The organism is Dyadobacter sp. AC419 (genome assembly GCF_979253085.1).
Genome location: NZ_CEEDCD010000018.1, coordinates 172,859 through 195,158, shown reverse-complemented (window position 1 = coordinate 195,158; position 22,300 = coordinate 172,859). Strand labels below are relative to the sequence as shown.

20 protein-coding genes, 1 pseudogene and 1 riboswitch are annotated in these 22,300 nt (G+C 44.3%); of the genes and pseudogenes, 11 read left to right on the top strand and 10 right to left on the bottom strand.

All coding sequences use genetic code 11. The annotated features are described in order from the left end of the window. Positions 1 to 30: 30 nt before the first annotated feature. The 4 genes from AC0IYG_RS13270 to fumC form a co-directional block, all read right to left on the bottom strand. Positions 31 to 756 (bottom strand): galactokinase, encoded by a 726-nt coding sequence (locus AC0IYG_RS13270; RefSeq protein WP_471711529.1) that lies wholly within the window; start codon positions 754 to 756, stop codon positions 31 to 33. Between the two features lie 17 nt (positions 757 to 773). Beyond that, positions 774 to 1,688, bottom strand: coding sequence for a D-2-hydroxyacid dehydrogenase (locus tag AC0IYG_RS13265; RefSeq protein WP_471711528.1), 915 nt, complete (start codon positions 1,686 to 1,688; stop codon positions 774 to 776). A 171-nt stretch (positions 1,689 to 1,859) separates the two neighbouring features. After that, complete coding sequence (locus AC0IYG_RS13260) at positions 1,860 to 2,135, bottom strand: hypothetical protein (protein ID WP_471711527.1); 276 nt, start codon at positions 2,133 to 2,135, stop codon at positions 1,860 to 1,862. Positions 2,136 to 2,367: 232 nt separating this feature from the next. Continuing rightward, positions 2,368 to 3,768 (bottom strand): class II fumarate hydratase, encoded by a 1,401-nt coding sequence (gene fumC, locus AC0IYG_RS13255; protein WP_471711526.1) that lies wholly within the window; start codon positions 3,766 to 3,768, stop codon positions 2,368 to 2,370. A 147-nt stretch (positions 3,769 to 3,915) separates the two neighbouring features. Between fumC and AC0IYG_RS13250 the strand changes: the two genes are divergently transcribed. The 10 genes from AC0IYG_RS13250 to AC0IYG_RS13205 all read left to right on the top strand — a co-directional run bounded on the left by AC0IYG_RS13250 (position 3,916) and on the right by AC0IYG_RS13205 (position 14,296). Continuing rightward, complete coding sequence (locus AC0IYG_RS13250) at positions 3,916 to 4,647, top strand: glucosamine-6-phosphate deaminase (RefSeq protein ID WP_471711525.1); 732 nt, start codon at positions 3,916 to 3,918, stop codon at positions 4,645 to 4,647. A 101-nt stretch (positions 4,648 to 4,748) separates the two neighbouring features. Next, the gene (locus AC0IYG_RS13245) at positions 4,749 to 5,135 is read left to right on the top strand and encodes an acyltransferase family protein (protein WP_471711524.1); all 387 of its coding nucleotides are present in this window, start codon (positions 4,749 to 4,751) and stop codon (positions 5,133 to 5,135) included. After that, positions 5,128 to 5,868: an acyltransferase family protein gene (locus AC0IYG_RS13240; RefSeq protein WP_471711523.1), complete on the top strand. Its 741-nt coding sequence runs from the start codon at positions 5,128 to 5,130 to the stop codon at positions 5,866 to 5,868. The genes AC0IYG_RS13245 and AC0IYG_RS13240 overlap by 8 nt, the downstream gene beginning before the upstream one ends. 170 nt (positions 5,869 to 6,038) lie before the next feature. Beyond that, a riboswitch (cobalamin riboswitch) is annotated at positions 6,039 to 6,257 on the top strand. 122 nt (positions 6,258 to 6,379) lie between these two features. Continuing rightward, positions 6,380 to 8,701 carry a 5-methyltetrahydropteroyltriglutamate--homocysteine S-methyltransferase gene (gene metE / locus AC0IYG_RS13235; RefSeq protein ID WP_471711522.1) on the top strand — a complete coding sequence of 774 codons (2,322 nt, stop codon included), beginning with the start codon at positions 6,380 to 6,382 and terminating at the stop codon, positions 8,699 to 8,701. A 74-nt stretch (positions 8,702 to 8,775) separates the two neighbouring features. After that, positions 8,776 to 9,162 carry an acyl-CoA thioesterase gene (locus AC0IYG_RS13230; RefSeq protein WP_471711521.1) on the top strand — a complete coding sequence of 129 codons (387 nt, stop codon included), beginning with the start codon at positions 8,776 to 8,778 and terminating at the stop codon, positions 9,160 to 9,162. Positions 9,163 to 9,502: 340 nt separating this feature from the next. Further along, complete coding sequence (locus tag AC0IYG_RS13225; protein ID WP_471711520.1) at positions 9,503 to 10,393, top strand: hypothetical protein; 891 nt, start codon at positions 9,503 to 9,505, stop codon at positions 10,391 to 10,393. Between the two features lie 229 nt (positions 10,394 to 10,622). Continuing rightward, on the top strand, positions 10,623 to 12,485 hold the full coding sequence (locus AC0IYG_RS13220; protein WP_471711519.1) for a carbamoyltransferase family protein: 1,863 nt from the start codon (positions 10,623 to 10,625) through the stop codon (positions 12,483 to 12,485). A 22-nt stretch (positions 12,486 to 12,507) separates the two neighbouring features. After that, entirely contained in the window at positions 12,508 to 13,629 is a 1,122-nt protein-coding gene (locus AC0IYG_RS13215; protein ID WP_471711518.1) for an SGNH/GDSL hydrolase family protein, read from the top strand. A gap of 72 nt (positions 13,630 to 13,701) precedes the next feature. Next, a complete protein-coding gene (locus AC0IYG_RS13210) occupies positions 13,702 to 13,851 on the top strand; it encodes a DUF5989 family protein (RefSeq protein WP_169719989.1) in 150 nt (49 codons plus the stop codon). Between the two features lie 82 nt (positions 13,852 to 13,933). Further along, positions 13,934 to 14,296, top strand: coding sequence for an SxtJ family membrane protein (locus AC0IYG_RS13205; protein WP_471711517.1), 363 nt, complete (start codon positions 13,934 to 13,936; stop codon positions 14,294 to 14,296). Between the two features lie 11 nt (positions 14,297 to 14,307). On the opposite strand, the gene AC0IYG_RS13200 is transcribed toward AC0IYG_RS13205, so the two are convergent. From AC0IYG_RS13200 to AC0IYG_RS13175, 6 genes are all read right to left on the bottom strand, one after another. Beyond that, positions 14,308 to 15,219 (bottom strand): Ppx/GppA phosphatase family protein, encoded by a 912-nt coding sequence (locus tag AC0IYG_RS13200; RefSeq protein WP_471711516.1) that lies wholly within the window; start codon positions 15,217 to 15,219, stop codon positions 14,308 to 14,310. Positions 15,220 to 15,449: 230 nt separating this feature from the next. Then, positions 15,450 to 16,133: a hypothetical protein gene (locus tag AC0IYG_RS13195; RefSeq protein WP_471711515.1), complete on the bottom strand. Its 684-nt coding sequence runs from the start codon at positions 16,131 to 16,133 to the stop codon at positions 15,450 to 15,452. Then, positions 16,106 to 16,603 carry a hypothetical protein gene (locus AC0IYG_RS13190; protein ID WP_471711514.1) on the bottom strand — a complete coding sequence of 166 codons (498 nt, stop codon included), beginning with the start codon at positions 16,601 to 16,603 and terminating at the stop codon, positions 16,106 to 16,108. The genes AC0IYG_RS13195 and AC0IYG_RS13190 overlap by 28 nt, the downstream gene beginning before the upstream one ends. Positions 16,604 to 16,793: 190 nt before the next feature. Then, a complete protein-coding gene (locus AC0IYG_RS13185; RefSeq protein ID WP_471711513.1) occupies positions 16,794 to 17,387 on the bottom strand; it encodes an RNA polymerase sigma factor in 594 nt (197 codons plus the stop codon). Between the two features lie 277 nt (positions 17,388 to 17,664). Beyond that, positions 17,665 to 18,030 (bottom strand): Lrp/AsnC family transcriptional regulator, encoded by a 366-nt coding sequence (locus AC0IYG_RS13180; RefSeq protein WP_471711512.1) that lies wholly within the window; start codon positions 18,028 to 18,030, stop codon positions 17,665 to 17,667. Continuing rightward, a complete protein-coding gene (locus AC0IYG_RS13175) occupies positions 17,990 to 18,142 on the bottom strand; it encodes an AsnC family protein (RefSeq protein WP_471711511.1) in 153 nt (50 codons plus the stop codon). The genes AC0IYG_RS13180 and AC0IYG_RS13175 overlap by 41 nt, the downstream gene beginning before the upstream one ends. A 191-nt stretch (positions 18,143 to 18,333) precedes the next feature. On the opposite strand from AC0IYG_RS13175, the pseudogene metH reads away from it, so the two are divergent. Next, a pseudogene (gene metH / locus AC0IYG_RS13170) lies at positions 18,334 to 22,159 on the top strand (methionine synthase). Positions 22,160 to 22,300: the final 141 nt, after the last annotated feature.

Genomic DNA, 22,300 nt, shown 5'->3' with positions numbered 1-22,300 from the left:
GAAGGCTTTCAATTTCAGGATAATATTTTTTCAGGATCGAAATCCCCTTTTCACATTCAAGCCTTCTTGTATCATATTCCGAGTCTTGCCAATGAATGTTTCACACTCGTATCGCAAAGCACCAGCAAGTAATCCTGCATCGGGAATGGAAAATATTCGTATTTCCAGTGATCGGCAATCGAGCCTGATAACCGACTCTTCTTTTCCAAATGCGGAAGCAAACTGATCCATAATGCCACATTGAACGCCTACATACTCGTTCTCGGCTTTTTGCGACATTTTTACAATGTTAAATCGGTCAAGATTGAGGTCAAAAACCTCATTAAGCGCAAATAAAAGGCAACATTCCAATGCAGCCGAGGAAGACAATCCTGCGCCAACAGGCACATCTCCACCAAATGTTGTTTGAAAACCGCCTATTTTGAGCCCCTTTTTGTAAATCTGCTCAATGATCCCAAGCTGATAATGTGTCCAAGATCGGTTCGGTTTGGTCAGATCATTGACATTGAAAGAATAAGTCTCATTCAGGTCCGCGGCGTGCAGAATAACCTGGTCATCGTCTCTTGGTTCAATCACAAAATAGACCGCCTTATCAACGCTTGCAGGCAACACGAAACCATTATTGTAGTCGGTGTGCTCGCCGATCAGATTGATCCTGCCTGGCGAACGAAAAGTCCTCACCTTATCCGGATTGGATGTTTCGCCGAATTTCTCAAAATATTTTCCCTTAATCGATTCTATTATATCCGCTTGCATTATGTCTAAATCTTATTTTAATATCCTTTGAGCAAATTCACTTCATTGACAATGTTCCCGCCATTTTCCATTGCAAAAATATTGTTCAGGAAAAGGTCCACTTTGCCTATATGTTCGTTGCTATGCCCGCCGCCGGTGTGTTGCGTCAGTATTACGTTTTCCATTTTCCATAATGGACTGTCAGCAGGCAACGGTTCTACTTCGGTCACATCCAAAACCGCACCTTCCAGCAAACCCGAATTCAGTGCTGCAATGAGCGCCTGTTCGTCCGTCGTGCTTCCTCTTCCAACGCTCGCATAAACGCTGCCCGCTTTCATTTTGGAGAAAAACGTTTCATCAACAAAATGATGCGCCGTGCCCGGAAGTGTGTTGATAACTAAGTCTGCGTGGGGCAATTCATTATAAAGATCTTCTTTGCTGAGCAAATCCGCCTCTGGTGAAGTCCTGGCCATTAAATGCGTAGAACAACCGAAACTTTTGAGAATAATATTTACAGAAAGCCCGATTGTGCCAGCGCCCAGAATGACCACATTTTGTCTGAAAAGGATTTTAAGTTCAGCCCGGAGTTTGGAGCCTACCCATTCTGATTTTTGTTTAAGCAATGTAAGCGTGTCCAACCCACGATAGAGCGCAAGCACGCCGCCTACGATCGATTCCGCGCAAGGCCTGGCAAACCAGTCACCCATGTTGGCAACTTTCACGCTCTCGTCGATTTTTACAACTGAATATTGATCAAAACCAGCAGAATCCAGCTGCCAGAATTTCAGGTTCGGTAATGCATCAGAAAACCATTCAACAGGCGGATTTCCCAAAATATAATCTGCATTTTGAAACGCCAGACCGGCTTTCTTCTTCGCTCGTTGTCTCAGTCCGGAAATGAACGGTATTTTGGGATTGTAATGCCTCGCTAAGTTTATTTCTGAGCGATTCATCCAGCATGGAATAGCAGTAGATGACCATTTGTTGTTTTTGGTTAAAGAAACAAAGTAAAGAGTTTTACCTGTGTCACGGGCGCTTTTGGTTTTTAATCTTAGCCAGAATTTTCTTTCCTCTTGCACGGAAAGCAGGTTTTTCAAAGTCCATCGACTCTTCAATAATTATACCTAACTCGTTTCTGATCTCAGGATAAAGTTTGGATAACTTGTCGAGAATAGTAGTGAGAATGTGCGGATAGCAACGGCAATGTTCCTGTTTTGGATCGATTCAAAACAAACATCCATCACTTTTCCATGCACGGCCGTCGGAATTTCAATTTCCTGTAAAATACGAGCGCTGTTCCGGATCACCGCATCGTGCACGTCTGTCCGGGAAAGCATATCCACGAGCGATCCAATGTGCGGGACAATCATTTCGGGGCAGTCCATTGAAGCAATGCGCACGCTCAGCGCTGCGCGCTGGGCCAGTCTGTAATCCTTTGCAAGGAAGCAGCCGATCAGTTCCTGAAAGTTTGCCGCGTCCTGGCAAGCATAGGCAGCAACTTCTGTCGCCCGCCTTTTTGGACTGCATCGGATCGGCCATCAATGTGCGCTCAATGTTCATAATGGTCACGATATGAAAATCAAATGCTCCGTCGTTTCTGGCGGAGCATTTGATTTAATTAAGCATTGGAAATTACTTGTTGTCGCCAACCATATCCTCCGGTTTCACCCACGCATCAAAATCTTCCGGCGTCACATAACCCAGCGCAACTGCCGTTTCTTTTAATGTTGACCCATTTTTATGCGCTGTCTGAGCGATCTCCGCAGCTTTATAATAACCGATTTTTGTATTCAAAGCCGTAACCAGCATTAATGAGTTGTTTACGTGCTTCTTGATATTTTCATGCAACGGCTCAATGCCCACAGCGCAATTGTCATTGAAGGAAACGCAAACGTCGCCGATCAGACGAGCCGAATGCAGGAAGTTGTAGGCCATTAACGGTTTGAAAACATTCAGTTCAAAATGACCATTGGAACCGCCGATTCCAATCGCGACATCATTGCCCATCACCTGCGCAGCCACCATTGTCATGGCTTCACATTGCGTTGGGTTCACTTTCCCAGGCATAATAGAGCTTCCCGGCTCATTATCCGGAATGTGGATTTCACCAATTCCTGAACGCGGACCAGACGAAAGCATGCGAATGTCATTTCCGATTTTCATCAGGCTCACAGCCACTGTTTTCAATGCACCATGTGCTTCAACAATCGCGTCGTGCGCTGCTAATGCTTCAAATTTGTTTTCGGCAGTGATAAAAGGAAGGCCGGTTAACGATGCAATGTGACGCGCTACATTTTCCGAATAACCGTCTGGCGTGTTAATGCCTGTTCCAACCGCAGTTCCGCCTAATGCAAGCTCAGAAAGGTGCGAAAGCGTGTTATATATGGCCCGCAAACCATGGTCAAGCTGAGAAGCATAACCCGAAAATTCCTGTCCCAATGTCAGTGGCGTGGCATCCATGAAATGCGTCCGTCCGATTTTCACCACATTGCGGAAAGCCTCAGATTTTGCCTTTAATGTGTCTCTCAGTTTGATGATTCCGGGAATCGTAACGTCAACCAATATCTTATAGGCCGCAATGTGCATGGCCGTTGGATAGGTGTCATTGGATGATTGCGATTTGTTAACATCATCATTCGGATGCAAAACTTTCGTTTTGTCACCCAGCTCGCCGCCTTGCAAAACATGGCCGCGGTAAGCAATTACTTCATTGCAGTTCATATTCGACTGCGTTCCCGAACCCGTTTGCCATACGACTAATGGAAATTGATCGTTTAGTTGGTCTGTCAGGATTTCGTCGCAAACCTGTCCGATCAGGTCACTTTTTTCTTTTGGAAGGATGCCGGCCTCATAATTGGTGATGGCTGCGGCTTTCTTCAAATATGCAAATGCCTTGATAATTTCCTTAGGCATTTTGTTGATATCCTGTGCAATGGGGAAATTTTGGATCGATCGTTGGGTCTGTGCGCCCCAGTAAACATGAGCCGGCACCTGCACCTCACCCATGGTATCTTTTTCTATGCGGTATTCCATTTTTTTATTTTTCAGAATGAACAATGCGGATTAAAGCGGTAAAGTTAGGATTGGACTTTCAGTTTTTGGTGTTTTTCGAGGATAAATGTTTCTTGCTCCAAAAGAATGTCAGGCTGACCAATTTTTTAATCACATTTTATTTAAATTATGAAACCAAAACTCAACGTTTATCAGGATTATAAAGCAATGAGCCTTGCCGCCGCCGAGCGTGTAATGGCTTTACTTTCCAAAAAACCCAATGCGGTTATTTGCCTGCCGTCCGGCAGCACTCCTCTGGGCATGTTTGAGATTTTGGTTTCTGCGAACCAGAAAGGCATGACAGATTTTTCCAAATGCATTTTCATTGGCCTCGACGAATGGATCGGTTTCGGTGCAGATGACGACGGGGGATGCAGGAATTTACTTAATAAAGATTTTCTTAGACCAATCGGTTTGCGGGAAGAACAGATCGTCTTTTTTGACGGCAAAGCGCACGACCCGGAGGAAGAATGCGCGCGCGTCAATAAAGTGGTTGCTAGCTTGGGCGGGCTGGACCTGATCCTGCTTGGCGTGGGCATGAACGGCCATTTGGCTCTGAATGAGCCGGGAACGCCGTGGGACAGTTACGCGCACATTTCGGAGCTTGAAAACATAACTAAAGAGGTCGGTCAGAAATATTTTAAGCAAACAACAGTTATTAATCAAGGCATTACGATCGGAATCAGGCATATTCTGGAAGCGAAAACGGCCATTCTGATGGCGTCGGGCAGCGCAAAAGCAGCGGTAATCAAGCGGGCGCTGGACTTTCCGGTGACGACAAGCTTTCCGGCCACGGTCCTGCAAAATCACCTTAATGCCGAATTTTTGCTGGATGAGGAAGCTGCAAATCTGATCAGTTAAAAACCTCAAACCATTCATAATCAGTCAATGCTTTTTACCCATTTTAAGCAGTATCCAATGCAGTGCGAGTTTATTTATTGCGGCTTAATTCCCATGAATAGATGCAAAAACAAGCCTATTTTTCTCAACTGGATGGCCTTCGGGCAATCGCGATCCTTCTCGTCATCCTTTATCATTGGTTTCCTGAAAACACAGGGATCAACAGAATCGCCAACGGACCGCTTGGCGTGACGCTTTTTTTTGTCCTGAGCGGCTTTCTTATCACCCGTATTTTATTGCTAAGTAAAAATGCCGTCGCTTACAACGGCATTGCACCTGTTTATAAAAACTTCATTATCAGGCGCGCTTTGCGGATTTTCCCTTTGTATTATTTGCTGTTGTTTTTCGTTTGGCAGGCCAGGTCAATTCATTTTATTCTCGCCCATCCAAACAGACTTTTACACAGATCCCGCACATTATCTTCTTTATATTTCGAATTTTTTGCTTGAAAAAACAGGCAACTGGTCCGACTTGCTCTCTACATTATGGTCGCTGGCCGTTGAAGAGCAGTTTTACATTTTTTGGCCACTTATAATATTAGCCGTTCCCGTGCGGTTTCTGGAAAAAGTCATTTTTGCAACCATTGCATTGGGCATTGTAAGTCGCTTGATCCTTTCATTTTTTGGTCATAACCTCGGCGTGCTGATGCCGACTTGCCTGGATGCATTCGGGTTAGGCGCGCTTTGGGCTTTCGTTTTGGTTTATGACAGGTCTCCCGAAGCCTTTTTGCGTAAGCTGAAAATCTTTTCGGCAGGCGGATTTAGCCTATTTCTTTTCTTCTGTTTCAGGCAAGTGGATTCCGTGCTGTTTACGCTGTTTTTCAGGACGTCTATGGCGTTGCTTTGTTTATTTTTTGTGGCGCACGCCAGTTATGGAAACGGTTTTAAGTCCGTCGGAGGCAAAATTTTGGACAACAGTTTGCTTCGTTACATTGGCAAGATCAGCTATGGCATTTACATTTATCACATGATCATTCCTGCAATATTGCTGCCGGTTTTTGTAAAACTGGTTCAAAGAATATTCAAGATCGAGCTCATTGTCACCGATGTAATGGGAAGGGCGCTAAGCCTCGTACTCGTTGTTGCTGTTGCATCTTTATCCTGGTTTTGCTTTGAGTCGCCGATTAATGGTTTGAAACGATATATCAATGTCAATTCGCTCCGGTTGCGCCTAAACCGGTGAAATGCATTCATTTTTGTTCAACAAAATTCACTTTTGGGCACTTGCAAAACCTTTGCAAAAAGATATTTTATCCCTTCGTATTTATCAATACGAACGCCTTTCACTTAAAACACGGCCTGTTTAGCGCTCCCAAAATTTTCATTTTAACTTTACCCCGTTCTTAATGAACGCCCGTCAATCGGGGTAGTGGTTTTCGCTGTTGGAGCCCTCAGCCAACTGAGCAGAAATTAAAAAGGAACCGTGTGAAATTCACGGGCAGTCGTGCTACTGTAAGTATTGGTTCTGTGTAATGCAGAACAGATTTTTACCCTCGTGTCCCATTGCCTCGCGGCGAGAAGGGCGGTAAAAGTGATACAAGCCAGGAGACTTGCCGCTACGCTCAATGACTATTTCCTCACGATTGGGAAATGGTTACGCATTGATTTACAAAACATTATGCTGGATAATTTCAGGAACAACATTCCTGGACGAGATTCCTGTGCTCTATTGTTAACTCTTAAACACGAATGCTATGTTATCACACAACCTTGGTTATCCACGCGTTGGAAGTCAGCGCGAGCTCAAAAAAGCCAGCGAACAGTTTTGGGCCGGTAAAATTGATCGGGACGAACTGCAAAAAGTCGCCCGCAAAATCCGCCATCAAAATTGGGAAATGCAGAAAGCAGCTGGTTTAGACTTTATTCCTTCCAATGATTTCTCATTGTATGACCACGTTTTGGACACTTGCCTCATGGCCGGCGCAGTGCCGGAGCGTTACCATCAATTGATAGACGGGAAATCGAATCGCGAGCTGGATTTGTATTACGCTATGGCGCGTGGCGTTCAACGTGATGGGCTGGATATCAAGGCGATGGAAATGACCAAATGGTTTGACACCAATTATCATTATCTGGTGCCGGAGTTTATCAAAGACCAAAAATTCAATCGCTATTCCGACAAGGTCATTATAGAATTTGAAGATGCGCTGCATAAAGGCATTTTGACCAAGCCAGTGCTTGTGGGCCCTGTAACTTATCTTTTGTTGGGAAAAGAAAAGGAAGCGGGTTTTGATAAAATTGATCTGCTGGATAATCTTTTGCCGGTTTACATTTCCGTATTAAAGGAATTGGCCTCACGCGGCGCGGAATGGATTCAACTGGACGAACCAGCGCTTGTGCTTGATTTGAGAGACGAAGACAAACTTGCGCTGCAAAGTGCTTATGCGCAAATCCGGGAAGCCGTTCCGAAGTTGAAGATTCTGGTTGCAGCTTATTTTGGTGCGTTGGAAGAGAACCTTTCCACGGCAACGAGTTTGCACATTGATGCATTGCACATTGACCTCACGTGTGGCGCAGAAACTTTGCCCGAAATCCTGGCCGATGCAACATTTGTAAATTCTGCCAAAAAGCTTTCACTAGGCATTGTGGACGGCAGAAATATCTGGAAAAATGATTTCAAGAAGTCGCTTGATTACATAAAGCAGGCAATTGATGTTTTGGGAGAAGCCCGTGTGATGATCGCTCCCTCTTCTTCCTTATTGCATAGTCCGCATGATTTGGACCTTGAAAAAAATGAAGCCGTCTTAACGCGGGAAATCAAGAACTGGATGGCTTTTGCTAAACAGAAATTGAGTGAAGTTGCAGCATTAACGCATCTGGCTCAGACGGATTGGACCGCTAATGCGCTATTTATTGAAAATCAAAAAGCGCTAGAAAGCCGAAAGACTTCCGCATTGATTCACAAACCGGAAGTGAAAAAACGCGTTGAGGGCGTTACACAGCAGGATTTTGACAGGCAAAATGCATTCAATGTCCGCCAATCCATTCAGTTGGAAAAACTGAAACTGCCGCTGTTCCCGTCGACAACAATTGGCTCATTCCCGCAAACCGATGAAGTGCGTCAGTTGAGGGCAAATCTGAAAAGCGGAAAGCTGACATTGGAAGCCTACGAGGAACGCATTAAGGAAGAAATTGTGGCCTCATTGCGCTGGCAGGAAGCATTGGGCATTGATGTGTTGGTTCACGGCGAATTTGAGCGTAATGATATGGTCGAGTATTTTGGAGAGCGCTTGTCTGGATTTGTATTCACGCAAAATGGCTGGGTGCAGAGTTACGGCAGCCGCTGCGTGAAACCGCCGGTTATTTTTGGGGACGTCGAACGGCCCGCGGCTATGACGGTGAAATGGTCTGCTTTTGCACAAGCGAATTCAGAAAAGCTCGTGAAAGGCATGCTAACCGGGCCGGTAACGATTCTGCAATGGTCATTTGTGCGTGACGATCAGCCAAGGAAAGACACCGCATTCCAAATCGGACTTGCAATCCGGGATGAGGTTGTGGATCTTGAAAAGGCCGGCATTAAGGTGATCCAGATCGATGAACCGGCGATTCGCGAGGGCTTGCCTTTGCGGAAATATGCATGGCGCAACTATCTGAAATGGGCCGTGGACGCATTCCGGCTGAGCGCTGCGGGTGTTGCCGACCAGACCCAGATCCATACGCATATGTGCTATTCCGAATTCAATGACATCATTGATTCGATCGCAGCAATGGATGCGGATGTGATCACGATTGAGACTTCGCGGTCACAAATGGAGCTGCTGGATGCATTTGCCAACTTTAATTATCCCAACGAAATAGGACCGGGCGTTTATGACATTCATTCGCCGCGCGTTCCTACGGTTGATGAAATGATTGTTTTGCTGGAAAAAGCATTGAAGGTAATCCCTGCAAGAAATCTTTGGGTTAACCCCGACTGTGGCCTGAAAACAAGGAAATGGCCGGAAACCGAAGCAGCATTGAAAAACATGATCACGGCCGCTAATCTGCTGCGCGAATCAGTTGCAGTTGAACAATAATCCGATTTTTACAAAGAGTCAGGAAACGCAATTCCTGACTCTTTTTTACATTTGCGTGACCAAAAGCTACAATTTTGACATTAGAAGAAAAGATTCTTGCCTCAGAAACCCGCGTATTTAAGACGGTTTTTCCTAATAACACAAACCATTACGACACACTTTTCGGCGGCACCGCCCTGTCGATGATGGACGAAATCGCATTTATTGCAGCCACCCGGTTTTCAAGATTGCGCTGCGTAACCGTTTCCTCCGACCGCATTGATTTCACCCATCCCATCGCCGCAGGGACCATTATTGAATTAGTAGGAAGGGTAGAAACGGTCGGTAACACCAGTATGAAAGTGCGCGTCGATATTTTCGTTGAAAAAATGTACGAAGAAGGCCGCGAAAAGGCAGTTACGGGCATTTTTACTTTCGTTGCGCTTGACGAAGATTTGAAGCCTACAAAAATTACATTTTAGCGATTTAAACCGATTGCTCATCGTAAGTCACCGGAGGATAAACGGATTGTGTGCAGAGAATTAGGTTGGTCCATTTTGCGATCAACTAATTGCACAATATGCGTATTCCTATTGCTTTCTTCGGAAGTGTTATCTTTCCCGATCGGCAGAAAACTTATCTAATAGCCGTTATTGCCGCTGAGGAGGGCTCTATTCCATGATTAGGAAGATAGCCCTGGCGTCAACATTTATTGTGATCTTGTTTGTCTTCTCAGAGCTTATCTTTCGTTTAGCGCTGACTTGCTTCGGATATCCGTTCCTGCTTCCGGCTCGTTATCTCCAACAAAATTATTATCCATTTATGGAGTCGGTCGAACAGGCGAAGCTGGATCACGGGCCAAAAACGAGGAATATTTTAATTCTTGGCGGATCTGTGGTCAATACACATTGGTCAAGACTGGAAATGCGTCTGGATTTACATTTTCAACAGGCTTATCCTGAAATCAAAAAGTTTAAGTTCTTTAATGTTGCAATGCCAGGGCACAACTCGCTTGACAATGCTATTAAATACAGGATGCTCCGGCACCAGAAATTTGATCTCGTAATATACTATGAAGCAATTAATGAAAACCGCGCAAATAACATCACGACGGAATTGTTTCGTGCAGATTATGGTCACATTAAATGGTATGATGAAATCAATTTGTTGCTGAGCCATCCGGAGATGAAGTTCACCGTCATTCCTTACGCTTTGCATTTGACTTGTAGTGCGCTGCGCAACAAATTATCTAAGAGGCTCTACATTAGTAATGATCAGGTGGATTCTGATTTCGCTGAATTTGGAAAAGACATTAAAACGGCCTTGCCTTATTATCAGAATTTGAAAAGCATTGCCAGCATTGCCGATCAAAAACACGAGCCGCTGTTGCTCGTCAAATACGCGTCTTACTTCCCTCCCGGAGTTAGTCTCAATGGCGGGCCGGACGATAAAAAGTATTTTACTCCATGTTACATTGTTTCACCCGTGACAACCTGGGGGAAACCTGAACATATAATTAAAGGAATAGCGACGCATAATGCAATGCTCATGAAAGTGCAGCGTGAACATAAAACTCATTTCTTGGATATGTCAGTGGCTTTACCCAAGGATTCAACCATGTTTTGCGACGTTTGCCACCTGAGTGAGCAAGGCGCAAAGCAGTTCGCAAAGGAGCTTTCCAAGTACATAATATTGAAAGAAATCCTCCGTTAAATTCCCCCGCCGTTTAATTGATCTCTTTTTATCTCTTGAACGTAGATATGCATAAAACCTAAACTTGTGCTAGCTTTGTACTCGATTTGAGCGAGAAAATTCATCCGGTTTTCTGTAAGTAGCTGATAGCCAATGTTGTCGAAAAGTTTTTTTAAGGAACACGCTATCGTGCGATCTTGTTGTAAAGGCCTCTGTCAGATTTTTCGTAATGGTAATTTTAATTTGTTAAATGAAAATTTTAGGCATTTCAGCTTTTTATCATGATTCGGCAGCAGCTCTTATTGACAACGGAGAAATTGTTGCAGCAGCGCAGGAAGAGCGTTTCACACGAAAAAAACATGATCCTGGTTTTCCGTCCAATGCAGTTGCATTTTGCCTCGAATACGGTGGACTTACCATTAATGAATTAGATGCGATCGTCTTCTACGACAAGCCGCTACTGAAATTCGAAAGACTTCTCGAAACTTATTATGCTTTTGCTCCAAAGGGTGTCAGGTCATTTTTAACTGCAATGCCCGTTTGGATTAAGGAGAAGATGTTTTTAAAGCGTCTGATCAATGAAGAGCTGGTTAAGTTGGGTTATGACAAAAAGAAGAAAGTAAAGCTTCTGTTTCCTGAGCACCATCTTTCTCACGCCGCAAGTGCATATTATCCATCACCATTTGAAAAATCTGCCATTCTTACAATTGATGGCGTAGGCGAGTGGGCAACTGCTTCCATTTGCCTGGGTGAAGGAAAGGACATCAGCATTCTTAAAGAGCTGAGATTTCCGCATTCATTAGGTCTTCTTTATTCTGCATTTACTTATTTCCTGGGCTTCCGGGTTAACTCGGGCGAATACAAATTGATGGGTCTTGCGCCTTACGGCAACCCGACTTCTCCTGATATCAAAAAATACGAGGATATCATTCTCAAAGACCTCATTGAACTCAAAGAAGACGGCTCTGTTTGGCTAAATCAAGATTACTTTGATTATGCGACAGGCCTGAAAATGGTTAATGAGGATAAATGGGAGGCGCTTTTTGGTTTCAAAACAAGAAGACCGGAAGATGCCCTCGAACCGGTTCATTGCAACTTAGGTCTGGCGATTCAGAACATTACAGAGGAAGCAGTGATTCGCATGGCGAAGGAAGCCAAGCGTCTTACAGGCGCAGATTATCTGTGTATGGCTGGTGGTGTTGCGTTGAATTGCGTTTCCAACGGCAAGTTGCAGAAAGCCAATATCTTCAAAGACATTTTCATTCAACCAGCTGCTGGTGATGCCGGTGGTGCATTAGGAGCCGCGCAGGCAGCGTATCACATTTTCTTTGGTCAGGAAAGGAAAATAACCTGGACGGCTGATGCGATGAGAGGTTCTTATTTAGGGCCAACATTCTCTGATCTGGACGTGGCTTTGACGGCAAAAAAATATAAAGCCGTTTACACACATTACGAAAACTTCAAAGACCTTTCTGCTGATGCCGCTAAGCTGCTTTCCGAAGGAAATGTAGTAGGCTGGATCCAGGGTCGTATGGAGTTTGGACCGCGTGCGTTGGGTGGCCGTAGTATTTTAGGCGATCCAAGAAATGCAGAAATGCAGAAAAAGCTTAACCTGAAAATTAAATATCGGGAGTCCTTCCGTCCATTTGCTCCTTCTGTATTAGCAGAGGATTGCGCAGATTACTTCGATTATGAAGGGATTTCACCTTATATGCTTCTTGTTCACCCGGTTGCGGAAGGACGACGTAAGCCGGTTCCATCCAACTACGGATCGTTAGACTTGCGTGAGAAGCTTTATTTCGAACGCTCAGATCTTCCTTCAATTACACATATTGATTATTCAGCTCGCATTCAGACTGTCCATAAGGAAACCAATCCGCGTTACTACGAACTGATTGATTCCTTTAAAGCGCTGACTGGTTACGCTGTTATCGTTAATACAAGTTTCAATGTCCGCGGGGAACCGATTGTTTGCACGCCGAATGATGCTTACAGATGCTTCATGCGTACAGAAATGGACTATCTGGTTGTTGGGAATTTTATTTTTGATAAAAAACAACAGCCTGAATGGTTGGAAAAAGACAATTGGAAAGAAGAATTTGTACTCGATTAATAGTGAATTTCAGTAACACACAATGACCTCTAAAATAGTTTCAAGCGTAGTTCGCTTATTTTTTCTTGCTTTACTCTTCGTTTTCCTATTCTACCCAGACAGATTTCAAATCAAGTTTGAATATCCAGGATTTCCGCAAGCAGACAGCTGGTATGTTCGTCTTGCTAAGCTTGCGTTTTGGTTTCTGTTCATCATTGAAATTCTCAGGATCTTCTATTATGGTGTAGTAAAAAGCAAAGCAAAAGGCATTCTTGCCAACATTGTTACGATTGCTGTTCCATTGATCGTGACACTGGTTTTCCTGGAAATGATTTTCATGTACATTCCGCAAAGCCACGAGGGCGTGCTTTCCAAGGCTTCGCAAATCTGGTGGGAAAAATACTGGAAGCCTGTTAATTCGCTTGGATATCACGATAAGGAGGTTACCAACGAGCCTGGCAAAAAACACATTCTGATTATCGGCGATTCATTTGCAGCCGGTCACGGATTGAAAGATGTTAACGAGCGCTTTTCCAATCAGCTGGAAGCTTCGCTTGGTGCCGACAAAGTTTCTGTTTACAATCTTGGAATGTCCGGCGCAGATACGCGGGATGAAGCAAAGCGATTGGAATCATTTCCAGTCAAACCGGATGTCATTGTATTAGAGTATTTTCCAAATGACATTGAAAAAGTAGGCCGCGAAAAAGGTTTGTCACTGTCCGGAGCGGAGCCATATGCAGATTTGAAAGGGCCAATGACTACGCTGGTTAAGCGTTTTTATCTGCCAAACTTCATTTACTGGCAACTTCCCCACACTGGCTTCAGCACATTCGAAAAGTTTGTGCAAACTGCTTACACCGATACAACCGTACTCAACGCACACCTTCATGATCTCTCAAAAATGGTCGATTACAGGGACAGCACAGGTGCGAAAATGTATGCCGTATTCATTCCTTTCCTTTTTCAAGTTGATAAAAGCGCAGGTTATACGAAGCCGGTTGAAGACTATTTGCGTTCAAAAGGCGTAACGGTTGTAGGCATTAATGATGGCGTTTTGAAGATTCCGGAAAAGGAACGTGTGGTTGGAAAGAACGACGGACACGGCAGCGCAACATTGAACAAACTCATTGCGGATCGCCTCACAGAGGCGATGAAGAAGCCTTAACAATAATATAATTAGAATATAGTATTAAAAAATATTGAAATATTTATCTTTGAAATAAAAACAGCTAAAGAAATGGATTTTTTGACAGACTTGTTTGCTTTTATGAAGGAGCGTAAGAAATGGTGGTTAGCTCCCGTAATTGTCGTTTTACTACTTATCGGTGTGCTGATTGTTATTGGTGGAGGTTCGGCAGTTGCTCCGTTCATTTACACCCTGTTCTAATTCAATCTGATCGATCCGACTTTTTTCCCAATATGCAGTGGTTTCAAAAGCCACTGCATTTTACAATCTTCCAACTATACAAATGAGTGAATCTGATAAGGCCAAAGCACAATTGGTCATCGTTACGGGACTGGTCGTTCTATACTTTATTTTCAAATCTCAATATTTCCTGATTGCAGGAGCCGTTGTTGGCGTTTTGAGCATTGCCATTCCAGCCGCAGGCGATCTGATCGTCAAGGGTTGGTATAAAATCGCTGAGATTTTAGGTGCCATTAACGGCAGGATCTTGCTATCGCTTGTGTTTTTCGTCGTGTTGTTTCCAGTTGCTGCAATTGCAAAATTGGGCAAAAAGAATCCGTTAGCGCTGAAACGCGAGGCAAAGGATTCTGTTTTTGTTGAAAGAAATCACAAATATTCAGCGAAAGACCTTGAACAGGTTTGGTAAGCTGAATTTTGTTAAGAACGCATAGGCCCGGGTTTATTCTCGGGCTTTTTTTTGCGGCATGCCCGATCGTAAAGTAATTGCAGCATGCCATCTTTTAAGCCTACATCCGGCACGTGAATAACATTTGCACCCGCCCATTTCATTGCGGAAGTGTAAATGTCGCCCGCAGGGACGATCACATCAGCGCGGTCTGGATTGAGTTGCAGTTTGTTAATGCGCTCTTCCAGTGTGAATGAAGCAATGTAGTCGCGCATTCTTTCGATCTCATCCAGGCTGGTCGAGCTTTCGGATAATTTCGAAGATAAATCGAAAAGTTTATTAATGTTGCCACCCGTTCCGACAGCTTCAATGGGAAGGTTATAATCAACATTCTGGTTAATCCATTCCTTGATCTTTAACCAGGAACTCTTGGATTCCTTTCCTTCCAGAAGCCTAACCGAGCCTAATTTGAAGGATTTTGCTGCGATTTTTTGTCTGTCTTTATAAACATTCAATTCCGTGCTTCCGCCGCCGACATCAATGTGAATGAATTGCCCGTCTGCAAGGGATTTGACAACCACATTATTGACAAGCTCCGCCTCTTTTTGGCCATCAATGATCTGGATATGAATGCCGGTGCGCTGTTCAATGTGTTCGCGAACTTCAAAACCATTGTCTGCTTCACGCATGGCTGATGTTGAGCAAGCCATGTAATCGTCCACTTCATGCAGTTCCATCAGGAGCTGATAAGCCAGCATTAACTTCATCATCCGGTCCTCACTCATCGGGCTTATCCGGCCTTCTGTGAACACATCATGACCCAGGCGGAGTGGAAAGCGGACATATTCGACCTTCTTAAAACGGGAAATTCCCTCGTCATGCAGGACCGAAGAGATTTGCATGCGGGCACCATTGGATCCTATATCTATTGCAGCGAATTTCAAAAGCTAGGTTATTAATAGGGGAGTAAATAAAGCCAAAAATAGAACTTTCAGAAACAACATTCTACTTATTATTCCTGAAAGTTGAAGCTGGCGATTTACATTTTTCCTCCTATCTGATACATTAGCTTCACTTTTACACCCGGACCGGCCGACTGGCTCAATGGTGTGAGCTGGTTAAAGTAATTGTATAAATATCCCTCCGCCTGAACCACAATCGGATACCAGGTTTTCTAAAGGCCGACGGAAAAGTTCACAGAATTGATAACGGGCACATCCGTTTTGGCTTCAAAAGACTGTGTAAAATATTCGTAATTAGGCGCTTTGCAATCAAACGAAATTTTCTCTTTGGCAGAAACCGTAATGTTCGTGCCTGCGCTTGCATAATAGGCCCAGTTATCCTTGATACTATTTCTGAATGCGACCGTCAGCGGAATTTGAACGACCGTTGGATCCACCTTAATGTTGTAAACCTGGAAAGCCAGCGGCACTTCTCCGGGATGGGCTCCTTTGAAGTCGCGGCGGTTTTTCTCTCTGAATAATTTCTCATTAAAAAACTCCATAGGCTTCACTTTAAGCCAGCTTATGCCCGCAGAAAGAGAAAACTTTTTGGCAACAAGCACTTCGCCACTCACCGTTTTTGTTTTACCCACTGCATCCGATGACATGCCAACACCAAAGCGGTAAGGCACTTTCAGGTTTAGTTTTGGAATGACATTCTCTGCTTGTGCAATCTGTTCTGTCTTCTTTTCTGAAACATTAGCAGCTGATTTTTGAACATTTGAAGCGAGCAGCGCCTGTTGATAATGACGTTTTGAAATGCGGCTTGCGAGACTGTATTTCATCTTGTTCACGCCGAAGTTGCTGTTATTCATGTCCACAGGCTGTTTCAAATCCAATTGAATGTTTGAAGGCATCGCAAATCTTTCCGCGCCAGCATTGTTTTGGAAAACCCCGCATTGTTAACAGCGACGCCTGAACCACCGCCGCCATTAATCATTGACACATTTGAAGATGAGTTGATGTTAATCGAATTTGAAGAGAACCTGTTATCAGCAATCCGCTCGTTTGTTTTGAATGAAGCCAGATCTGATTTATTGATCTGATTGTCAGTATCTTTTAGGTTAAATCGTTTTGCTTCTTGCTCCTTAATAAATACCTTTCGGCTTGCCAATGTTCCTGTTGACATAGGGTTAATGTCAGCATCTGCGTCTGAAAGCGCTACCAATTCACCCGAACCGTCACCTTTTTTGATCAGATAAACCGTATCTTTTTTCTCAGCAATTGCAGGCGCATTTTGGATGGCATCAATCTGATTTTGGAGCTTTTTGACATCGGCAGTCAGGTGATTATTTTGCGTGCGCTGGCTCACATACATGAACGCCATCACCGTCGAAACCGAAGCTGCGGCGGCGTACCCGATCCATGAACTGTGTTGCTGCCAGAAACTGGAGGACTTTGGGCGCGCATATAACTTTGCATATTAGCCCAGTCTTTCTCTTGAAAGTCAGGTTCAATACTTTCTAATTTCCGGCGTATAGTATCCTCAAATTTATTAGTTTTCATTTCCTCTGAGATTACTTTACGGCCCAATCACTTGGGAAGAAATTTGGGTAATATTGTTTGATCAAATGTTGCAAACGCGCCCTTGCACGCACATAATGTGAGCGGACAGTGGCCTCATTAATTTGCAGCAAATCTGCTATTTCGCGATGGTTATAGCCATCGACCACATATAGTAAAAACACGTTTTTATAAACCGGCTTGATCTTTTGGATCAATTCCAGGATCTCATCAGCCGTGATCTGGCCGATGATCTCTTCTTCAAACTTAGGATAAGGAGCGTCTTCCAGGGCAATCACATCCTCGCTGTGCTTCTTGTGCTTGCGATAATAACTGATCGCCGTGTTCACCATGATCGTCCGCAGCCACGCCTTGAACGGATGATTGGAATCGTATTTACCTAAATTATTAAAAACCTTCAAAAAACCCTCGTTCAAAACTTCTTCCGCCTCTTCGGTTGTGGATGTGTAACGCAGACAAATACTTTTCGAATAGCCGAAAAACTGCTTGTACAGATGCCTCTGCGCCTGATTATTGCCAGCAATGCACGCAGCAACGACCGAATCAAAGTCGTTCTCGTTAAAAGATATTTTTCGTCCGAAGAGCAAGGTCAGAGGATCGGTTTGTCAGGGAATGATTGCTTAATTAGGATTACGGATTACGCCGTAATTCTGTTGCAAAAGTCGAGCATTATATTTTCAAGTCGCTCAAAGACAGTCTTAAAAAACGTTAAAGGCGTTTTTTTGCCAAAAAAATGGTAATTTTTGCAACAGCAGCTTTGTGAAGGGCGTATTTAAAAAGTAGGAATGTCCTTTACATTCAAAGACATTAAAGAGTTTTGTTAGGGGTGAGTTGGAATACGGCCTGGAATTTCCGGCGCCGTATTTATTTTTTTTGGATATGCATTTCCAGCGCAGACGAGTTCTTGATTTCCCCCATTACAAACAAACTGTGCGTGCTGCCGATGTTTTCGAGCGAACCGAGCTTTTGCATCAGAAACTGCTGATATTGAGACATATCGTCGACCACAACTTTCAGTAAAAAGTCATAATCTCCCGAAATGTTGAAGCATTCCATCACTTCCGGCATGGCAACCACCGCTTTGACAAACTTTTCGCCCATGGATTTTGAATGCTCTTTGAGGGCAATGTTGCAAAAGGCCATGAGCTTTTTGCCAACCTTTTCGCGGTCAACCAGCGCCACATATTTCTTAATGATCCCTTCTTCTTTCCAATCGCCTAACGCGTTCATAGACAGGCGTGTAAGATAAGTTCAACTTTTCAGATAATTCCCTTGTTTTCAAAGTGGCGTCCTGTTGCAGGAAATGAAGGATTTTGGCGTCAGTTTCGTCGGGATTATACATAGATAGAATATCTTTATTCACTTTTTCAATGGGTCGAATATAGATAAATAATTTAGGCGTTTGAATTTTAGCAGACTATTAGTCTAAATTTTTTGAGTTTATTGAATAAAACATCTATTAAGCTAAATTTGCTTTCCAGTTGACATTGGAATAGTTAGGCATAAATTATCAGTTAATACAAATACAACACAATGGTAGCAACGCAAAGAGCAGACATCCGTGAAATCCTGAAAAGTCGTATTCTGGTGCTGGACGGCGCCATGGGCACGATGATCCAGCGATATAAATTGGAGGATCACGATTACAGAGGCGAGCGTTTTGCAGACTGGCCGCGCGATGTGAAGGGAAACAATGACTTGCTTTCGCTGACGCGTCCAGACATTATCAAGGCAATTCACGCTGCTTATTTTGATGCGGGAGCTGACATTGCAGAAACCAACACATTCTCGGGAACCACCATCGCCATGGCCGATTACGGCATGGAAGAGCTGGTTTACGAGCTCAATTTTGAATCCGCACGCCTTGCTAGGGAAGTTGCAGATGAATTTACAGAAAGAGATCCGGACAAGCCACGTTTTGTAGCAGGCTCAATCGGACCGACGAACCGGACTGCCTCGCTTTCGCCGGATGTAAACAATCCGGGTTACCGCGCCATTAGTTTCGACCAGCTGGTTGAGGCTTATTATGAGCAGATCAAGGGCTTAACCGACGGCGGTTGCGACGTTCTTTTGGTTGAAACGATTTTTGATACATTGAATGCAAAAGCAGCGCTTTTTGCTATAGATAAATTCTTTACTGACGCCAAAAATGGCTTGGTAGAGCGGTTGGAATCATGGAGAAATGTGCCGGGTGAGTCATTGCCAATCATGATTTCGGGAACAATTACGGATGCATCCGGAAGAACATTATCCGGGCAAACGACCGAAGCATTTTTGACTTCTGTTTCACACCTGCCATTGCTTTCGGTTGGTTTGAACTGTGCATTAGGCGCTGATTTAATGCGTCCTTATGTGCAGATTTTAGCAAAAGAAGCGCCATTTTTCACTTCTGCGCACCCGAATGCCGGGTTACCGAATGAAATGGGCGAATATGACGAGTCCCCCGAGCAAATGGGCGAAGTTATTGACGGATTTTTGAGGGATAATCTGATCAATATCATCGGTGGCTGCTGCGGAACGACTCCCGATCACATTCGCGTGATTGCGGACCTTACTACAAAATATCCGCCAAGAACATTGCCTTCAACCGAAACGGTGATGAAATTGTCTGGTTTAGAGCCGGTTAAGATCAATCAGCTCAGCAACTTTGTGAACATTGGAGAGCGTTGTAATGTAACGGGTTCGAAGAAATTTGCCCGCCTCATTCGCGAAAGCAAATATGACGAAGCGCTTGCGGTTGCACGCGAGCAAGTTGAAAGCGGAGCGCAAGTCATTGACATTAACCTGGATGAAGGGATGATCGATGGCGTAGAAGCAATGAAGACATTCGTTAACCTCATTGTTTCTGAACCAGATATTTCCAAGGTGCCGTTAATGATCGATTCTTCTAAATGGGAAGTAATCGAATCGGGGCTGAAATGTGTGCAGGGTAAGTCGATTGTGAACTCCATTTCTTTGAAAGAGGGCGAAGAAAAGTTCAAGGAATCGGCCAGAACTGTGTTGCGTTACGGCGCTGCGGCGGTGGTAATGGCATTTGACGAGCAAGGGCAGGCGGACAACCTGGAACGACGCATTGAAATCTGTTCCAGAGCCTATCGCATTTTGACCGAAGAAGTTGGTTTCCCGGCAGAGGACATCATTTTCGACCCAAACATCCTGACGGTTGCAACCGGAATGGAAGAGCATAATAACTATGCGGTCGACTTTATTAATGCTGTTCGTTGGATTAAGGAAAACCTGCCACATGCGAAAGTTTCAGGCGGTGTTTCCAATGTTTCGTTCAGTTTCAGGGGAAATGAGCCTGTGCGTGAGGCGATTCACACCGCGTTTTTATATCATGCGATTCGTGCTGGGATGGATATGGGCATTGTGAATGCTGCGCAAATCGGCATTTATGATGAAATTCCAAAAGATGTGCTCGAACTAGTTGAAGACGTGTTGCTTAACCGCCGCGCGGATTCAACAGAACGTCTCGTTGCTTATGCAGAAACTGTAAAAGACAAGGGTAAAACGCAAAGCGGCCCGGATCTTTCTTGGCGGGAATTGCCTGTAAAAGAGCGCATTTCGCATTCTTTGGTAAAAGGAATTTCAGATTATATTGATGAAGATACGGAAGAATGCAGGCATTTGTTTGACAGACCATTGGAGGTGATTGAGGGCCCTTTGATGGATGGAATGAGCATTGTCGGTGATCTTTTCGGTGAGGGAAAAATGTTCCTTCCGCAGGTTGTGAAATCTGCCCGTGTGATGAAAAAGGCGGTTGCTTATTTGCAGCCTTACATTGAGGCTGAGAAAAGTGAAGGCAACAATTCAGCCGGGAAAATCTTGCTTGCAACGGTAAAAGGCGATGTGCACGACATTGGTAAAAACATCGTTGGCGTGGTGCTAGGCTGTAATAATTACGAAATTATCGACCTCGGCGTAATGGTGCCGACTGATAAAATCCTGGCCGCAGCCATCGAGCATAATGTTGACATTATCGGTCTTTCGGGATTGATTACGCCGTCGCTTGATGAAATGGTGGGCGTTGCAAAAGAAATGGAGCGCAGGAATTTCAAAATGCCGCTGCTGATCGGAGGCGCGACGACTTCGCGTATACACACGGCAGTTAAAATTGACCCGAATTATTCAGGCGCCGTAATCCACGTTTTGGATGCTTCCAGATCGGTTCCGGTTGCTGGTAAGCTTATTCAAAATGATGAAAGTCAGGCAGCTGTGCTTTTGGACATTAAGGCTGAATATGCGAAGCTGCGCGAAGATCATGCAAAACGCGGTGGAGAAAAAGCGCATGTACCAATTGCAAAGGCGCGCGAAAACAAGGCGAAAATTGACTGGACGAAGTTTCAGGCAACCAAGCCGCAGTTCCTCGGAACACGCGTTTATGACGATTATGATTTGAATGACATTGCCAAATACATTGACTGGACACCATTTTTTCAGACGTGGCAGTTGCATGGCAAGTTTCCGAAAAATATTTGAAGACAAAGTTGTTGGTGCGGAAGCAGTGAAACTATACGAAGATGCAGCTGTTCTTTTAGGTGAGATCATTCGTGATAAAACATTGAAAGCAAAAGCCGTGATCGGTTTTTGGCCAGCCAATGCGATTCAGGACGACATTGTTTTGCATCACTTTGAGGAAGAAACGCGCGAAGTGCCTTGCGAAAGACACGGTTCACACCAGCATGTTGAATATCGTATCAGCCAGCACGCGACAGAAAACCTGAATGCAGGCGAGCTTGTAGCGGATACGGCGGCGGTTTTGCATCATCTGCGTCAGCAAAGTCAGAAGGCGTCCAATTTGCCTAATTATTGCCTTTCAGATTTTGTGGCTCCATTGGAAACCGGCCAAACGGATTACATTGGTGGATTTGCCGTGACTGCGGGAATCGGAATTGAGGCGCTTTTGGATAAATTCGAAAAAGACCACGATGACTACAACAGCATTATGGTGAAAGCGCTGGCCGACCGGTTAGTGGAAGCATTGGCAGAGTTAATGCATGAGCGGGTCCGGAAGGAAATTTGGGGTTATGCCAAAAACGAGACATTCAGCAACGAAGATCTGATCAAGGAAAACTATGTCGGCATACGTCCTGCCCCAGGATATCCCGCTTGCCCTGACCACACTGAGAAGCGGATGTTGTTTGATCTGCTCGATGCCGAACAGCTAGGAATTACATTGACGGAAAGTTTCGCGATGTATCCCGCAAGCAGCGTAAGCGGTTGGTATTTCTCACATCCTGAAAGTCGTTATTTCCCTGTGGGTAAGATATTTAAGGATCAGGTTGAAGATTACGCGAGAAGAAAAGATATGCCTTTGGAAGAGATTGAAAAATGGCTTTCTCCGGTTTTGGGATATTAGAATTTTAATATTTAAGGTTCAATGGGAGGACGGAGCAGCCTGTTCTCCCATTTTTTATGGCAATATGTATACTTTTATTTGTCAAAACGCTGTAATAGGAGGGTATAACATGCTGTAAACAGGTAGGATTACGCTATTTTT

Excerpts from the sequence above, each read along its gene's own strand:
- AC0IYG_RS13270 (WP_471711529.1), bottom strand. The coding sequence starts at position 756 with ATGCAAGCGGATATAATAGAATCGATTAAGGGAAAATATTTTGAGAAA.
- AC0IYG_RS13265 (WP_471711528.1), bottom strand. The coding sequence starts at position 1,688 with ATGAATCGCTCAGAAATAAACTTAGCGAGGCATTACAATCCCAAAATA.
- fumC (WP_471711526.1), bottom strand. The coding sequence starts at position 3,768 with ATGGAATACCGCATAGAAAAAGATACCATGGGTGAGGTGCAGGTGCCG.
- AC0IYG_RS13250 (WP_471711525.1), top strand. The coding sequence starts at position 3,916 with ATGAAACCAAAACTCAACGTTTATCAGGATTATAAAGCAATGAGCCTT.
- AC0IYG_RS13245 (WP_471711524.1), top strand. The coding sequence starts at position 4,749 with ATGCAAAAACAAGCCTATTTTTCTCAACTGGATGGCCTTCGGGCAATC.
- metE (WP_471711522.1), top strand. The coding sequence starts at position 6,380 with ATGTTATCACACAACCTTGGTTATCCACGCGTTGGAAGTCAGCGCGAG.
- AC0IYG_RS13225 (WP_471711520.1), top strand. The coding sequence starts at position 9,503 with ATGGAGTCGGTCGAACAGGCGAAGCTGGATCACGGGCCAAAAACGAGG.
- AC0IYG_RS13220 (WP_471711519.1), top strand. The coding sequence starts at position 10,623 with ATGAAAATTTTAGGCATTTCAGCTTTTTATCATGATTCGGCAGCAGCT.
- AC0IYG_RS13215 (WP_471711518.1), top strand. The coding sequence starts at position 12,508 with ATGACCTCTAAAATAGTTTCAAGCGTAGTTCGCTTATTTTTTCTTGCT.
- AC0IYG_RS13210 (WP_169719989.1), top strand. The coding sequence starts at position 13,702 with ATGGATTTTTTGACAGACTTGTTTGCTTTTATGAAGGAGCGTAAGAAA.
- AC0IYG_RS13205 (WP_471711517.1), top strand. The coding sequence starts at position 13,934 with ATGAGTGAATCTGATAAGGCCAAAGCACAATTGGTCATCGTTACGGGA.
- AC0IYG_RS13195 (WP_471711515.1), bottom strand. The coding sequence starts at position 16,133 with ATGCCTTCAAACATTCAATTGGATTTGAAACAGCCTGTGGACATGAAT.
- AC0IYG_RS13190 (WP_471711514.1), bottom strand. The coding sequence starts at position 16,603 with ATGGCGTTCATGTATGTGAGCCAGCGCACGCAAAATAATCACCTGACT.
- AC0IYG_RS13180 (WP_471711512.1), bottom strand. The coding sequence starts at position 18,030 with ATGAACGCGTTAGGCGATTGGAAAGAAGAAGGGATCATTAAGAAATAT.
- AC0IYG_RS13175 (WP_471711511.1), bottom strand. The coding sequence starts at position 18,142 with ATGTATAATCCCGACGAAACTGACGCCAAAATCCTTCATTTCCTGCAA.